Origin of the sequence: Pseudomonas aylmerensis (assembly GCF_001702265.1) — a bacterium.
Lineage (GTDB): Bacteria > Pseudomonadota > Gammaproteobacteria > Pseudomonadales > Pseudomonadaceae > Aquipseudomonas > Aquipseudomonas aylmerensis.
This window is the reverse complement of the sequence record NZ_MAUE01000045.1, coordinates 541736-555466: the sequence shown is the minus strand read 5'-3', so window position 1 is coordinate 555466 and position 13731 is coordinate 541736. Positions and strand designations below refer to the sequence as shown.

17 protein-coding genes are annotated in these 13731 nt (G+C 59.7%); 8 read left to right on the top strand and 9 right to left on the bottom strand.

All coding sequences use genetic code 11. From position 1 onward, the window contains the following. Window positions 1–6: 6 nt before the first annotated feature. From BBG20_RS28390 to BBG20_RS28360, 7 genes are all read right to left on the bottom strand, one after another. Entirely contained in the window at window positions 7–1122 is a 1116-nt protein-coding gene (locus tag BBG20_RS28390) for a DUF2586 domain-containing protein (RefSeq protein ID WP_065909419.1), read from the bottom strand. An 11-nt stretch (window positions 1123–1133) separates the two neighbouring features. Beyond that, complete coding sequence (locus BBG20_RS28385) at window positions 1134–1814, bottom strand: phage virion morphogenesis protein (protein ID WP_065909417.1); 681 nt, start codon at window positions 1812–1814, stop codon at window positions 1134–1136. Continuing rightward, entirely contained in the window at window positions 1804–2250 is a 447-nt protein-coding gene (locus tag BBG20_RS28380; protein ID WP_065909416.1) for a phage tail protein, read from the bottom strand. Before BBG20_RS28380 ends, BBG20_RS28385 begins: the two co-directional genes overlap by 11 nt. Further along, entirely contained in the window at window positions 2247–2708 is a 462-nt protein-coding gene (locus BBG20_RS28375; protein ID WP_065909414.1) for a head completion/stabilization protein, read from the bottom strand. The genes BBG20_RS28380 and BBG20_RS28375 overlap by 4 nt, the downstream gene beginning before the upstream one ends. 95 nt (window positions 2709–2803) lie before the next feature. Continuing rightward, complete coding sequence (gpM, locus tag BBG20_RS28370; protein ID WP_065909412.1) at window positions 2804–3529, bottom strand: phage terminase small subunit; 726 nt, start codon at window positions 3527–3529, stop codon at window positions 2804–2806. Beyond that, window positions 3526–4545: a phage major capsid protein, P2 family gene (locus BBG20_RS28365; RefSeq protein WP_065909410.1), complete on the bottom strand. Its 1020-nt coding sequence runs from the start codon at window positions 4543–4545 to the stop codon at window positions 3526–3528. Before BBG20_RS28365 ends, gpM begins: the two co-directional genes overlap by 4 nt. Before the next feature lies 1 nt (window position 4546). Beyond that, complete coding sequence (locus BBG20_RS28360) at window positions 4547–5467, bottom strand: GPO family capsid scaffolding protein (protein WP_065909409.1); 921 nt, start codon at window positions 5465–5467, stop codon at window positions 4547–4549. Window positions 5468–5628: 161 nt separating this feature from the next. On the opposite strand from BBG20_RS28360, the gene BBG20_RS28355 reads away from it, so the two are divergent. The 3 genes from BBG20_RS28355 to BBG20_RS32140 all read left to right on the top strand — a co-directional run bounded on the left by BBG20_RS28355 (window position 5629) and on the right by BBG20_RS32140 (window position 8799). Then, window positions 5629–7686: a terminase large subunit domain-containing protein gene (locus tag BBG20_RS28355; protein WP_065909408.1), complete on the top strand. Its 2058-nt coding sequence runs from the start codon at window positions 5629–5631 to the stop codon at window positions 7684–7686. Continuing rightward, on the top strand, window positions 7598–8467 hold the full coding sequence (locus BBG20_RS28350) for a phage portal protein (protein WP_065909407.1): 870 nt from the start codon (window positions 7598–7600) through the stop codon (window positions 8465–8467). Before BBG20_RS28355 ends, BBG20_RS28350 begins: the two co-directional genes overlap by 89 nt. A 74-nt stretch (window positions 8468–8541) precedes the next feature. After that, on the top strand, window positions 8542–8799 hold the full coding sequence (locus BBG20_RS32140) for an ogr/Delta-like zinc finger family protein (protein WP_083221499.1): 258 nt from the start codon (window positions 8542–8544) through the stop codon (window positions 8797–8799). Between the two features lie 38 nt (window positions 8800–8837). On the opposite strand, the gene BBG20_RS28345 is transcribed toward BBG20_RS32140, so the two are convergent. Both BBG20_RS28345 and BBG20_RS28340 read right to left on the bottom strand, forming a co-directional pair. Then, a complete protein-coding gene (locus BBG20_RS28345) occupies window positions 8838–9023 on the bottom strand; it encodes a hypothetical protein (RefSeq protein ID WP_065909405.1) in 186 nt (61 codons plus the stop codon). 75 nt (window positions 9024–9098) lie between these two features. After that, complete coding sequence (locus tag BBG20_RS28340; RefSeq protein ID WP_065909404.1) at window positions 9099–9449, bottom strand: helix-turn-helix domain-containing protein; 351 nt, start codon at window positions 9447–9449, stop codon at window positions 9099–9101. A gap of 84 nt (window positions 9450–9533) precedes the next feature. Between BBG20_RS28340 and BBG20_RS28335 the strand changes: the two genes are divergently transcribed. From BBG20_RS28335 to BBG20_RS28315, 5 genes are all read left to right on the top strand, one after another. Beyond that, on the top strand, window positions 9534–9746 hold the full coding sequence (locus BBG20_RS28335; protein WP_065909402.1) for a helix-turn-helix domain-containing protein: 213 nt from the start codon (window positions 9534–9536) through the stop codon (window positions 9744–9746). 29 nt (window positions 9747–9775) lie between these two features. Beyond that, the gene (locus tag BBG20_RS28330) at window positions 9776–10255 is read left to right on the top strand and encodes a YmfL family putative regulatory protein (RefSeq protein WP_319025200.1); all 480 of its coding nucleotides are present in this window, start codon (window positions 9776–9778) and stop codon (window positions 10253–10255) included. After that, window positions 10252–10617, top strand: a complete 366-nt coding sequence (locus BBG20_RS28325; protein ID WP_065909400.1) for a hypothetical protein — start codon at window positions 10252–10254, stop codon at window positions 10615–10617. The genes BBG20_RS28330 and BBG20_RS28325 overlap by 4 nt, the downstream gene beginning before the upstream one ends. Window positions 10618–10691: 74 nt before the next feature. Further along, a complete protein-coding gene (locus BBG20_RS28320) occupies window positions 10692–10925 on the top strand; it encodes a hypothetical protein (RefSeq protein ID WP_065909399.1) in 234 nt (77 codons plus the stop codon). 4 nt (window positions 10926–10929) lie between these two features. Further along, window positions 10930–13728: a toprim domain-containing protein gene (locus BBG20_RS28315; protein ID WP_065909396.1), complete on the top strand. Its 2799-nt coding sequence runs from the start codon at window positions 10930–10932 to the stop codon at window positions 13726–13728. Window positions 13729–13731 lie beyond the last annotated feature (3 nt).

The following is a 13731-nucleotide window of genomic DNA, read 5'->3' as shown; positions in this document are numbered from 1 at the left end:
ACGGGATTACTCCGAATCGTCGTTGGAAAGGTCCAGGGCGATGTTCGCCGTGAGGTCTTTCGGGCAATTGAGGGGCTTGATCTTGATGTACACCTCCACCTTGGTTTTGGTGTGCCAGACCAATTGGATGTCGCCGTCTTTGGGCAATTCGATCTCGCCCGGGAACACCTGGCCGGCGAAGGTCGTGGACTTGGCCATCACGCGCAGCGGCTTCATAAACGCGCTGATTGCGGCCGCCATGCTGTTGGCCGTGTTGTTCAGGCGCCGATCAGCAACGCGCAGGATCAGCAACGGGCGCACCTGGCGAGCAGCCTTGTCGGCCAACCGCAGGTACTCAACCACCTGGAAGTCGCTCGCCGGCGCATCGAGCATGTTGCCGTCGCCCCAGAACACGCCCGGGTAGTCGGGGTAGGTTTGCGAGACTGAGAAACGCGCCTTGTCGAGTTCCGATCGGATGGCCGATGGCAGGGGTAGGCCGTCTTTGTCTTTGGGAACGCTGCCCAGGGCCAATACCGCGCCGCTGGCCACGCGCATCGGGCTGTCAGCAATGCTGACGGCGGCGTTCGCCAGGCGCCCAGCCAGGACGCCCAGGTCATTGCCGTGCAATTGGGGCACGACCAGGACACGCGGTGCAGCCAGGTCTTTGGTGATCGCCTTTTGCTGGGCCAGGTAGTCCGACCAGGTCTGTTCTGCAGTGATGCCGGCGGTGCTGGCCATCACGAACACACGACGGCCGTAGGTGTTGCTGACGGCGATCGCGGCGTCATGCATGGCCGAGAGTTCAGCAGCAGCGGCCACCGGCTTGGTGATCACCACGGCTTCCACAGAAAAGCCCTGCTGCTGGGCCTTTTCCAGGGCGACAAGCCAGTCACCATCGGCAGCAATCGGAGCCGCCAGGCACGCCCAGCGGTCGCCGCCATTGGCCTTGGCCGCCGCGACTTGGGTTTTCAGGTCGCTGATGGGCTGGCCCAGGACCGCTTCCAGGTCGCTGTCGGTGTTCAGGGCGATCAGGCTACCGACGTTCTTTGCGCCGGGGCCGATGAACAGGAAATAGCGCTCGATCTCAGTCACGGCACCCTGGCCGAGGTTGAGATTGTTGACGCTGACTTTGCCAAGTGCCATGCAGGGCCTCGTTATTTAGGGGAGTTGAGGATTTGTGCCAGCACCTGGTTAACCAGCAGGCTGGTATCCCGGTCGGTACTGACGCCCAGGAACTGGCGTTTCGGCAGGGTGATTTCCCAGCTTTGCGCGCCGTTGCCCTCGGCCTTTTCGTCGGACAGGATGCGTATCAGCAGGCCTGCCTTGGCGTAGTTCACGTGTTCTTGAATCCATGCCACGGATGGCCGGGACAGGCTCTTCTTGCCCTTCTGGCGAACCTTGAAGCCCAAGCGGCGCAGACGTTTTGCCTGTTTGTCCGTCGCGGCCAGGCCATCCGGCACCTTGTTCCAGCGGCGCATCTGCGCGGCTGTACGGCGCTCGGTCGCGCCGTGGTGCTGCTGCGCGGCGACCCAGCCAGTCAGGCCGTTACGCCATCCCAGGGTTGCGGAGTCCTCGCTCACTTTGGTGACCTGGAGCAACTTGCCCAGGCCGGCTTCCATCTTCTTCTTGCCCTTGCCGTCGCCCTTGCGGGCCTCGAAAGCCGAGCCGTCCAAGTTTCGCTGCTCGCGGATCCGCTTACGGCTCATGGTCCGCACGCGCTTGGTGACGTTGTTGAGCAAACGCCGGCGCAACTGCGGGGGCAGGCTCAACAGGGCCAGTTGTTCGCGAACGCCCAGGTGGCCGCGAACGTCCAGTTCAAAAGTGCTACGCGCCACCGCCGCGCACCTCCCCGTGCTCAGCAATCCACAGGTCGAAGTCGACCAGGCCCCACGTTTTGCCGAAGGCCTCGACCTTGCCGTTGGGGTCTTCTGCCAGGTGCTGTGCCTCGACAAACTCCAGGGTCAGTTCCAGATCTGCTTCGTCCGGGGTGACCTGGTCGACAGCGAACGTCGGCGCTGGCAGGTCGTCGTCCCGATCGGGATCGTTGGATTCCAACCAGCCGCCCAGGAGCGCCATCAACAAGGCCGGGTTGCCGGCAAATCGCTCGATCACGACTACGGCGCGATAACGCATATCGCCCATGTGCAGGCCCTGGGTGGTGCCTTTCCAGATCAGGTCCAGGTTGACCTGCTCGGCCCAACTGTCGATCTGCTCGGGCAGCACCAGGTCGAGGCCGATCAGGTAGGTGGTCAGGGCGCGGAGCTTGTTCATAGCAACGCCGCCGTGATGCGGCCACGGCCCTGCAGCGAGCGCACAGCCTGTTGGCTGAATGCCAGGAAGGTTTCCGGGCGATCGGGCAATTCCTTGCCAAGGTTTTCAGCGCTGTCGCGGCGGATGATGGTCACGAACTGGGGCAAAAGGCTGGCTTTGGCCCTGCAGTAAACGGCGCGTTTGTACGTCGCTGCTTGAAATGTGCGCTCGGGCAGCACCATAGGGTCAGCAGATTCCAAGGTGGTGACACCTTGGTTCTGCCAACGCGCTTTGCACGTGGCCAAGTCGCTGTTGACCTCGGTCATCGCCGTGGTCAATTCAGCCGTCAGCAGTTCCACCAGGTATTCCGCCGGCAGGCGATAGCCCTTCTGAAACTCGGCCACATCGAGGTTCGGCCAGAAGCCGTCATTCTCGATCGCCAGCTCCACAAGGGTGGTGGGTTTACCTGAAAAGCTCATGCTGACCGCTCAAATAGGGCGGGGAGCCTGTTTTCAGTGGGACGGTCCATAAATGGGCGGCTCACTTCCACAGGTCCCGCTGGGGGGGTAGTCGGTTATTCGGTGGCCGGGGTATCAGCCGCTTGTTTTTCCAGGGCCTTGCGAACCCTTTTGATACGGGTGTCGTTACCGGCTTGGGCGTACAGCTCCGTCGAGCGCTCCAGGTGGTTCAGCGCGGTTTCCCACTGCTCGGCCTCCATGGCGCGTATGCCGATCAACTTGTGGTACTTGCTCGGGATCTGCTCCGTCAGCTGCCATTCACCGTCAACCAGGGGCAGCAGGTCGGAGAGGTAAGGCTCTGGGCTGCGGTTGGCTTTGTATTCGGCGTAGGCCCACTCACACACGGCGTCAGCGACAAAGGTCTGGATGTCGCGGCGCTTGAAGCGCTCCGGCATCTGCTGGCCCTGCTCGATCAAGACGTCGGCCAGCTCCAGGGCGTCTTCGAACTGGGCGGTATCGAACAGCCAGACCAACACCTGCACCGCAACGCGATTTGGGAAGACCAAACCCGACTCGCAATAGCGCTGGACGTATTCCTGGTACTTGGGCAGCAGCTCGTCGCGCTTAAGCGCCTGGCGCCCAGCCAGGCCATTGATTGCGCTGATGCGCGCCAGGTCCTGGTCCAATGCCGCTTCCTGCAGCAGCAGGTGCTTGCGTGCATTGGCGGGGCTGCTCAGGGCTTCAGCCGGCGAGTAAGGAAGCGCTGCGGAGACGGCAGCCGCCGTAATGGCGGCGCCTCCCAGCGCGATAGTGCGGCGCTTGTGCGCAAGGGCCAGACTCACGCCACAAGCTCCACGTTTTCGGTCATGGCGAACTTTTCCAACTGCTCGATCACATAACCTTCATTGCGGCTGTTGTAGTCCTCAACGCGGGAGCGCTTTGGATTGTCGACGGTCTGCTTGCGCCAGCTGGAGTCCTGGAAGTAGATCGAAAGGTTGTCCCAACTGGTGACGACCACGCCGTTGACCGGGAAGAACGGCACGCTAAAGCTCGGCAGGCCGCCGTAGGTGGCGATCACCTGGGCTTCTTCGATGCGCTCTTTTTCGGTCGGGGTGTCCCCCTGCTTCGAATACAGCTTGGCCTTGTCAGCAGCCAGCAGGTCTGTGCCGATGATCGCGATCAGGTCGCCGGCATCGCGCAGGCGTTCGTCCACCAGCTGTTTGGTGTCGTGCACCAGGGCATCGAGGTTGGCATAGTCGCCACCGGCGCCGAGGGTTACCTTGCCGGCGACCTTGCCTTCCTTGAGGACCTGGGCAGGGATCTGCTCACGAGCCTGTTGCAGCCAGCCTTTGTTGACGTCCTGCAGCATCGGGTATTTTTCGATGTCGGTCTGCACGGCAGCATGGGTGCCATGGAAGCCGACCATAATGCGGTCCAGCGCGATCTGTTTCTGCACCGCTGCGGAGTAACGCTGATGGAAGTCCGGGAACTTGGCCCAGGCATCGATCTTGGCGTAAGGCAGGCCCACATCGGACTCGGTCGACGACAGCTCGTAGGTGTCCTGATCCAGCGACGACGCATCTTTGGCTTCGCGATCGGTGGTCTTGGTGTTGGTGCGGCCTGTGACCGGACCCGACACGCCAATGAAGACCTTCTGGCCTTTGATCTCGGTCACCGGAATGACGTTGATCCGCTCCAGGAAGTCCGACTTAGCCGTGATGGCGTCGTTCAGCTCCTGGGCAATGGTCGGGTCGACGCTGAACATCTTGGTAGCCAGGTCGACGCCATAGCTTTCCGCGATGGCGAGTTGTAGCTCCGCGAACATTTGGGCGCCAAAGGCGCTCAGTGAATAGGCCATGTTAGAGCACCCGCTTTTTGACGGTGGTTACCGGGCCAGGATTGCGCGGCAACTGGCGACCGGTGGAGTTGTTCTGCAGGGCGCTGAACTGCTTCTGCAGCGCATCCAGCTTGGCAAGTACGGACTGGTTGCCCTTGCTTTGGCGGCGGAATTCGCGCTCTTGCTCGGCGGTGGCCACGATCTCGTCCACGGCCGTGCTGACGTCATCGATCAGGTCTTGATCGGGTTCAGGCGCATCGGCGGCGGCGGGCTCAATGACGGCTTGAAGGCCGGCAGCGACAACCAGCAGCTGCTCCACCAGGGCCGTCAAAGCCGTTGCTGTAGCTTCATCCATTGGGGGTTTGCTCTCTGTGTTGGGTGGAATGGTTTCGGTGGGCAGCGCACCTGCAGCGAAACGCTTGAAGAAGCCGGTCAGGGCATCAATCAGTCCGGTTTCGGCGGTGTTTGGGCTGTCGTCCTGCAGGCGGCCGAGCTCGACCGACGCGGCGTAGTAGGAGGCGCGGTTGTTCTTGTGGGAGAAGTAGAGTTCCTGAGTGCCCACGCTGGCAGGCTGGTCGGTAACGCCCAAACCAGTCAGGTAGGCTTTGCCCTTGCCACGGAAGTCCGGGGTAATTTCGATGCTGCTGAACAGCTTCTGGCCCTGGTCATTCAGATACAGCAGGCGGTCGTTGGGCTTCAATTGCGCTTCCAACGCCACTTCGCCGGGCTCCAGGTCTTCGGCTTCTTCCACCAGACGCACCGCGTAGACGGTGCCGTGGGAGCCTGGCCATCGTTCGTGGTCGCACCAGATCACCGCCGTGTAAAAGGACGGTTTGTAGGTTTCAGCGATGTCGCGCAGTTCCTGGGGAAGGATTACGCGCCCATCAACGGTAGCTCCGCTGGTGGCGACACGTTTCCAGAACGAAACAAGGGAACGGGGCATGGGTTTAACTGCGCTCAATCGCTGAATGAGCCGCCAAGATAGGGAGCCGTCAGCCCTCGAACAAACGGTTCAAATGCGCGTTTCTCCTATATTCACGATATAGGCGGATCACGGAATTTAACCCCGCGTTTCCAGCGTTTTCGCCGCATAGACTGCGGCCCATGTACTACTCGACCGAAGTTAAAGAAGCCGCCAAACGCCTGTTTCTGCGCCGCTGTAAGGCCAAGGAAATTCAGGCGCAGCTCAACCTGCCCAACATCCGAATCGTCTACTACTGGATCCGCCAGGGCGGGTGGGAAGACATGCTGTCGGACGAGGAACCGCTGACTGCTGTCGGACGGCGAATCACCCTGCTCCTGGACAAAGTGGGCAGCCTGTCCAAAGACGACCTCAACGAACTGGATCGGCTGACCGTTGTTCGCGAACGCCTGCTGAAACAAGCGGCCAAGCCCGCACCTGTGGCCACATCGAACGGCGACGACCTGGGCGAGCCCCAGGAACCGCGCAAACGCTCGCGTGGCGAACGCTCCAGCCGTGGCGAAGGCGGTGACAGGAAGAAGGAAAAGAAGGCCAAGAACGACATCAGCGGGCTGACCGAAGTCGACTTCCTGGATAAGTTCATCAGCAAGATGTACCGCTATCAGCAGGAACTGTTCGCGGCCAAGCAAAACCCGCTGACTAGCCGGATCCGCAACATCCTCAAAAGCCGCCAGGTCGGTCTGACCTACTACTTCGCCGGCGAAGCGTTCATGGACGCGGTACTGACTGGCGATAACCAGGTGTTCCTGTCGGCCAGCCGCTCGCAATCGGAGATCTTCCGCAGCTACATCATCCAGTTTGCCAAACAGTGGTTCGACATCGAGCTGACCGGCAACCCGATCACACTCAGCAACGGCGCCGAACTGCGCTTCCTGTCGACCAACAGCAGCACCGCCCAGGGCTACCATGGCCATGTGTATGTGGATGAGTACTTCTGGATCCGCGACTTCGAAAAACTCAGCACCGTGGCCAGCGCCATGGGCACCCACAAGAAGTGGCGCAAAACCTACTTCTCGACACCCAGCGCGGTGTCGCACCAGGCGTACCCGTTCTGGTCGGGCGAGGAATTCCGCAACAGCAAACGTGGCAAGAAAGCCAGCGGTACCTGGCCTACCGAGGCGTCCTACACCCAGGGCGCCCTGTGTCCCGATGGCCAATGGCGCAAGACCATCACCATCCAGGATGCGATCGATGGCGGCTGTGATCTGTTCGACCTCGAGCAGCTGCAGCTGGAGTACGACGAAGACAAATTCCAGCAGCTGTTTTACTGCAAGTTCATCGACAGCAGCCAAAGTGCATTCGGCCTCAAGGACCTGGAGCGCTGCTACTCCGACCTGTCGTTGTGGGAGGACTACAACCCCGAACTGGACCGGCCTTTCGGCAACAGCCCGGTGTGGCTTGGCTACGATCCGAGCCGTACCCGCGACGACGCCACGTGCGTGGTGATCGCCCCGCCGCTGGAACCCGGGGCGAAATTCCGCATCCTGGAAAAGCACAGCTGGCGGGGGCATTCGTTCAACTACCAGGCCGCCCAGGTCAAGAAGCTCACCGAGCGTTTCAACGTCCAGCACATCGGTATCGACATCACCGGCGTGGGCTATGGCGTGTTCGACCTGGTGCGCGACTTTTACCCGAAAGCCACGCCGATCCATTACAGCCTTGAGACCAAAAACCTACTGGTCCTCAAGGCCCAGGACACGATCCAGGGAAGTCGCATCGAATGGGACGCCGGCTGGACCGACATCGCCCAGGCGTTCCTGACCATCAAGCGCGGCACCACCACCAGCGGCCAAGTGACCTACAGCGCTTCGCGCACCGACGCCACCGGTCACGCCGATGTTGCCTGGTCGATCATGCACGCCCTGTTCAATGAACCCCTCAACACCAACAAGCGGCGCCGTAGCCGCTACGTCACGAGCGGAACCAATGCCCAAGCCACGACACAAAAAGCCCCCAATCAGCCAACAAGCGCGACAACCGCAGCCCATGCGAGCGTTCACCTTCGGGGAACCCGAACAGGTGCTGTCCGGCAACATCGGCGAGTACCTGGGGGTGTTTCTCAGCGACGACGGCGAGATCTACAAGCCGCCAGTGTCGCGGGCGGGCCTGGCAAAGCTGCTACGCGCCAACGCGCACCATGGCGCCATTCCGAAGTTCAAGCGCAACTTGCTGCTGCGTGAATTCATCCCGTCCGAAGGCTGCAGCACGCAGACCATGGGCCGGGCGAGCCTGGACTACATGGTATTTGGCGAGGCGTATTTCTACCGCGACACCAACGCCTTCGGCGAAGTGCTGGAGATGCAGCACCTGCCTGCGATCAACATGCGCGTGAAGGTCGACGGCGGATTCAGGATGCTGTTGCCCGACAGCAAGTACATGGACTTCGACCAGGGCGAAATCGAACACGTCCTGGACTACGACGTGGAACAGAACATCTACGGCGTGCCCGACTACCTGGGCGGACTGCAGGCACTACTGCTCAACGAAGCGGCGACCCTGTTCCGCCGGCGCTACTACAGCAACGGTGCACACGCGGGTTACATCTTCTACACCAACGACCCGGACCTGACCGAGGAGGACGAAGACAACCTGCGTGCCCAAATCAGCGCCAGCAAGGGCGTGGGCAACTTCCGCTCGATGTTCGTCAACATTCCCAACGGCAAGGAAAACGCGATCCAGATCATCCCCGTGGGGGATTTTCAGGCCAAGGACGAGCTGGAGAAGGTGAAGAACATCACGCGCAACGATGTGATCGCCGCCTGGCGGATGAACCCTGCCCTGGCCGGGATAATCCCGGAAAACAACGGGGGGTTTGGCGACATCGAGAAGATCGATCGCGTGTACACCAGCAACGAGATCAGGCCGATTTGCCAGTTGTTCAACCAGGTGAATGACGCCCTTCGGAGAGACAGGCGCATCAACTGGAGAGAGCCAACCTTAGCAGCGGCAAGCGCTAACTGACATTTCAAAAATAGAGAAAAATACTGCACCACATGCGAACATAATGGCAATTTGCTGCACCCTGGGGAGGGAACATGAGAGTTACTTGTAAATGCGGACACAAAGGCCGAATTGCATCACGTGAGGTGCTATCTGCCGATTTCGCGAAACTCTATTGCCAGTGCCTCGACGCAAAGTGTGGGCACAGCTGGGTGGCAAATCTCACGTTCTCACACACGCTCAGCCCGTCAGCACAGACGTTCGACAGGCTGCTGATTGATCGGCTTCGAGACATGCCCAGGGCACAACAGCGGGAGCTGTTTGAAAAGCTTGGATCGCAGGCAGTCGCATGATGCAAACCGCCGACAACACTATGCCGGCGGCCGAGAAATCAATCGTCGTCGGACTGGTCCGGGTTGCTTATCAGCGCTTCGGTCAGCCGGCGCAATTGTTCCTGGTCACGAGGGCTCAACTGGCGATAGAAGCCGATCAGGCGACGTTCGATATGCGAAAGCTCATGACACGCAGAAGCTGCAATTTCAACGTAACCGGCTTCGGCGTTTGTGCGATCCAACATGCTTACCACTCCATAAAATGCATTGCTGATGCATTGATATGGGGGCGAACCAAACGTATGGCTGAAAGAGCGTATTCAAGACGACCCTTTCACCGCCTCATCCGCCATGGCTTTTACAAATCGCCGAATGGCTCGTTGATCGTCTGGAGGGATACTGCGGTACTGCTGAACAATGCTGTCCTCAACCTCCGACAAAGCATCGGCCTTCAACGTGGTGCGTGTTCCGCTCACGATGTAAAGCACGTCAAAACCCAGCACGCTTGCAGCCATGCTCAGGTAGGAAGCTGGGGCATCGCTGGAACCGGACTCGTAATTTCCTTGAGTTCGTTTCGAGACGCCAAGCTGCTCCGCAATTTGATCTTGTGTCAGCCCAGCCTGGGCACGTTGTTGGCGCAGCCTTGCGCCAATCTCTTCAGAGAGAGTCAATATTTTTCCATCCGCATATTTACAATGGCAGTTTTTTGCCACATCCTGCGCTTGTCATCACACGAAAACGCAAGGAATTGCACTATGCCCAACTCAACCGTCACCGAGCAAGCGCGCCAGCAAGCGCGTGCGTCCTTGGAGAAGCGTGGTCAGACCGCGAAAAATTTTGCTGCTCTACATAACCTCAACCCCAGCACCGTCTATGCGGTACTGAATGGCCAAAGCCAGTGTCGCCGTGGGGAGGCCCATCGCGCCGCCGTACTGCTCGGCATCAAAGACGGCGTAATCGCACAGTAATGGCCAGTGCACTGAGGGAACAGCAGAAGATGGAAAGCCAAGTTCTAAAAACACGTCGCGAAGTTGTCAGTGCAATTATCTGCACCTTCGCAGGTGGCCGCGAATGCGCTGCTGCCCGGATCGGATTGCCACTTAAGAAGTTTGATAACCACGCCTACGAGAACAACAACTGCCGTCCTTTGACGGATACGCAGATCTTCCTGCTGGAGCAAGTCACCGGTACCCAACACTTTCCCAACTACGTGGCGGCGATGTACGGCGGCATGTTCGTGCCCGTGACCCACCCCGAAAACCTGGACAACGTGGAGATGTATGCGCGGGCTATGCAGAGTTCAGCCAAGCAGGGGACGGTCGATCAAGCCATTGCCCAGGCTCTTGATGACGGTGTCATCACCGACGCAGAGGCGGAGCTGATACAGAACGCCCACACCTTGCACATGGCTGCACGGACTGCCGAAGTCTATGCCGCAATCGATCTGTACCGTGCCAAATCTGGGAAAGCAAAATGAATGCTCAAACCAACACCCTGGACTATCAGGAATGTATGCAGAACGCCGCACTGGCATTCCTTGAGCGCCATCAAGCCGAACACCTGGGCGACCTGTCGACGCTTCTCAACAGAACCATTCAACACCTGGTTACCAGCCTCGACGTGACGGAATCGGTTGCAATCAAACTGGTCTCCCTTGCCCATATCAAGTTGGGGGAAATCGCCTCCCGACAGCGCCTCGATCTGGATTACAGCAGCAACACCGTTGTGGTGATCAAGGATCCAATCAAAGGATTTTGCTGGTCCGTACCCGTCAGCCTCATCTATGAACGCATCCTGAACGCCCCTGACAACGTGCGTTTACGCTCCGCCAACTCGTAACACCCAATCCAACCAATCGCAGGCCCCACGTCCCGTGGGTTTGGGTGAGCTGCGCCCGAAATCGAGGTTTAACGATGACAAACGCCGTAATTGTCACCACCCAACTGCCACCGGCCGAGGCCGAAGCGTTGCTGGCCAACCTGCGCGAACAGTATCGCTTGAGCCTCAACGAGCACTGGTATGACGACCAGTTCCGCTTTGTTGCGGACGGTCTGCGCCACGGCGCAATCCTCGCCCACGTCCCGGTAATGGCTGCGCAAAAACGCCTTATGGCAGCCCTGTCCCACAGCCTCAAAGCAGTGAAGTAACCCCATGAAAGAAGATCTTCGCCACGAGGTGTTGCAACGCCTCCAGTCCGACTTCGGGCTAAAGCACCGCACGGGCACCGATTACATGCGCGGAGGCACCTGCCCGAAGTGCAAAAAGAAAGAGCTGTACTCCCGTTTTGACACGCCATGGATGGTGATTTGTGGTCGCCCTGAAAAGTGTGGCCACACCCTGCACGTGAAAGAGCTGTACGACGATCTGTTTGAAGATTGGAGCAAACGTGCACCGGCGACAGACCAACATCCCAACGCCACCGCACGCGCTTATCTGGAGTTCGCCCGAGGCTTTCGGTTTGAGCTGATCCAGGGATGGTTCACCCAGGAAACGTTCTATTCCGTTGAACACAACGCCGGCAGCGCCACTGTGCGGTTCGCCCTCGATAAAGGTGGCTGGTGGGAACGCCTGATCGATCAGCCGCACCGCTTCGGCAAGATGAAGGCCCGCTTCAAATCCAAGGACAGCTATCGCGGCGTCTGGTGGTGCCCGCCCTGCGTCGACCTGCTGGAAGCCAAGGAGATCTGGATTGTCGAAGGGATCTTCGACGCCATCGCCCTGGTGCACAACGACATCGTGGCCGTGTCTGCAATGTCCTCCAACGCATTCCCTGGGGACTCGCTCAAGGCACTGATTAAAACCCAGGAAGGCGGGAAGCTGCCCAAACTGGTTTGGGCTCTGGACAACGAACCGAGCGCAAACGCCTACACCCGGCGCTGGGTCCGCGAAGCACGCGCCCTGGGCTTCGTCTGCGAGTCAGCGCAGATCCCGCAACGCGACGGTCGCAAGTCAGATTGGAACGACCTTCATCAGCGCTGGAGCTTCATCAAGGACGAAACCAAACGCGCCGAACAGATCGCGACCGACCTCAAGCAGGCCCGCCACCAGGGCGCCCTGCTGCTGGCCGAGAGCGCGGCGGAAAAGGCTTTGCTCATGTACGACTGGAGCAAGCGCGGGGAATTTCACCTGGGCTTCGGGAGCCGCCTGTACTGGTTCAAGTTGGACATGGAGAAATTCAACCGAGCCATGTCCGACATCGAGGACAGCGAGAATCACGACGACCAGTTGCTGAACCAGGCGCAACAACGAGAAAAAGCGCTGCAGCAGTCCGGCAGTGTCGTGGAGATCGCCAACTGCTACCCCCAGGCGCTGTATTTCCAGCGAAACGAGGTAACAGACGAGTCCTGGTACTACATGCGTGTGGACTTCCCCCACGATTCCGAAAGTGTGAAAAACACCTTCACCAGCGGCCAGTTGTCGGCCGCGAGCGAGTTCAAAAAGCGACTGCTCGGCATGGCGGCAGGTGCCATGTTCACAGGCAGTGGCCAGCAGCTCGACAAGCTCATGAAGGACCAACTGTTCGGCATCAAAACCGTCTCAACGATCGACTACGTAGGCTACAGCAAGGAATACGCCTGCTACGTCTACGGTGACATCGCGATCAAGGACGGCACCACCTACAAGGTCAACAGCGAAGACTATTTCGAGTTCGGAAAGCTGCGCCTGAAGACCCTGCAGAAAGGCGTCCCTATCAAGCTGCAGCGCGAAGCAAAGGGCTTTGACGAGAAGTGGGTGCAGTTGCTGTGGACATGCTTCGGCGCCCAGGGCTTCGTCGCGCTGGTGTTCTTCTTTGGCTCGCTGTTCTGCGAGCAGATCCGCGCCCGCTATCAGTCCTTCCCTTTTCTGGAAGCCACAGGCGAGGCCGGCGCCGGCAAAACCACCCTCTTGAACGTCCTTTGGAAGCTACTCGGCCGCGAAGGCTATGAAGGGTTTGACCCTATGAAATCCACCAAAGCTGGGCGCTCTCGCCTGATGGGCCAGGTCTCCGGCATGCCAGTGGTGTTCCTGGAAGCGGATCGCCACGGCGATGATCGGGCACACGCTAAAACCTTCGAATGGGACGAGCTGAAAGACTTCTACGGCGGCGGCACCTTGGCCACCAAAGGCGTCAAGACGGCCGGCAACGAAACGTATGAGCCTCCATTCAGGGGAACGATCGCGATCAGCCAGAACGCGGCTGTGGTCGCCCATGAAGCAATCATGACGCGGATTGTGAAGTTGCACTTTGTACGCCCGACCGTCACGCCGGAAAGCCGTGCTGCTGCTGATCAACTCAACGCCCTGGACGGCGGCACCCTCAGCCACTTCCTGTTGCGGGCCGTGGGCAAGGAATCCGCGGTGCTTGAGCTGTTCGCCCAGCGTATGCCCGAACACGAATCGAAGCTGCGCCGTTTGCACACCCATTGCTTCGCCTGCAGCACGGCCTATACCAGCGACCAGGGCAATTGCACTAGTTGCGGCTATGACCTGCGCGGCTACATACGCGTGGAGCGCATCAGCAAAAACCACGCGCAAATGCTCTCGCTGCTGGACGGCATTCGCCTGGTACTGAAATTGAGTGACCCCCAGGTCGCTGCCACCCAGCGCCAGATCGTGCGGATGGCCATCGAGCGCCAGGCGTCGATCAGCTCCGACCATGCGGCCGTGGCCGAGTTTTGGGAGGTCTACGACTACCTCGAATCCTTGAGCGAAGACCCTGTGGTCGACCACAGCAGCGACCCCACCGTGATCGCTATCAACCTCAACGAATTCTGCGAGCGCGCCGCCGAACACAAACAGAAGCTGGCCGACGTAGCCACGTTGCGCGACCTGCTCAAAGAGTCCCGTTCCCGCAAGTTTCTGGACAGCAACAAGGCCGTACACAGCGCTGTACGTGCTGCGTTCAACGGCCGTAATCCGTGCTCACAACCCCGGCCGACCACAGTGAAGTGCTGGACATTCAAGGCGTAAAGG

Bases quoted from the DNA above. Each gene is read 5' to 3' on its own strand.
- BBG20_RS28390 (WP_065909419.1), bottom strand. From the start codon at position 1,122: ATGGCACTTGGCAAAGTCAGCGTCAACAATCTCAACCTCGGCCAGGGT.
- BBG20_RS28380 (WP_065909416.1), bottom strand. From the start codon at position 2,250: ATGAACAAGCTCCGCGCCCTGACCACCTACCTGATCGGCCTCGACCTG.
- BBG20_RS28375 (WP_065909414.1), bottom strand. From the start codon at position 2,708: ATGAGCTTTTCAGGTAAACCCACCACCCTTGTGGAGCTGGCGATCGAG.
- BBG20_RS28365 (WP_065909410.1), bottom strand. From the start codon at position 4,545: ATGGCCTATTCACTGAGCGCCTTTGGCGCCCAAATGTTCGCGGAGCTA.
- BBG20_RS28360 (WP_065909409.1), bottom strand. From the start codon at position 5,467: ATGCCCCGTTCCCTTGTTTCGTTCTGGAAACGTGTCGCCACCAGCGGA.
- BBG20_RS28355 (WP_065909408.1), top strand. From the start codon at position 5,629: ATGTACTACTCGACCGAAGTTAAAGAAGCCGCCAAACGCCTGTTTCTG.
- BBG20_RS32140 (WP_083221499.1), top strand. From the start codon at position 8,542: ATGAGAGTTACTTGTAAATGCGGACACAAAGGCCGAATTGCATCACGT.
- BBG20_RS28345 (WP_065909405.1), bottom strand. From the start codon at position 9,023: ATGTTGGATCGCACAAACGCCGAAGCCGGTTACGTTGAAATTGCAGCT.
- BBG20_RS28335 (WP_065909402.1), top strand. From the start codon at position 9,534: ATGCCCAACTCAACCGTCACCGAGCAAGCGCGCCAGCAAGCGCGTGCG.
- BBG20_RS28330 (WP_319025200.1), top strand. From the start codon at position 9,776: ATGGAAAGCCAAGTTCTAAAAACACGTCGCGAAGTTGTCAGTGCAATT.
- BBG20_RS28325 (WP_065909400.1), top strand. From the start codon at position 10,252: ATGAATGCTCAAACCAACACCCTGGACTATCAGGAATGTATGCAGAAC.
- BBG20_RS28320 (WP_065909399.1), top strand. From the start codon at position 10,692: ATGACAAACGCCGTAATTGTCACCACCCAACTGCCACCGGCCGAGGCC.
- BBG20_RS28315 (WP_065909396.1), top strand. From the start codon at position 10,930: ATGAAAGAAGATCTTCGCCACGAGGTGTTGCAACGCCTCCAGTCCGAC.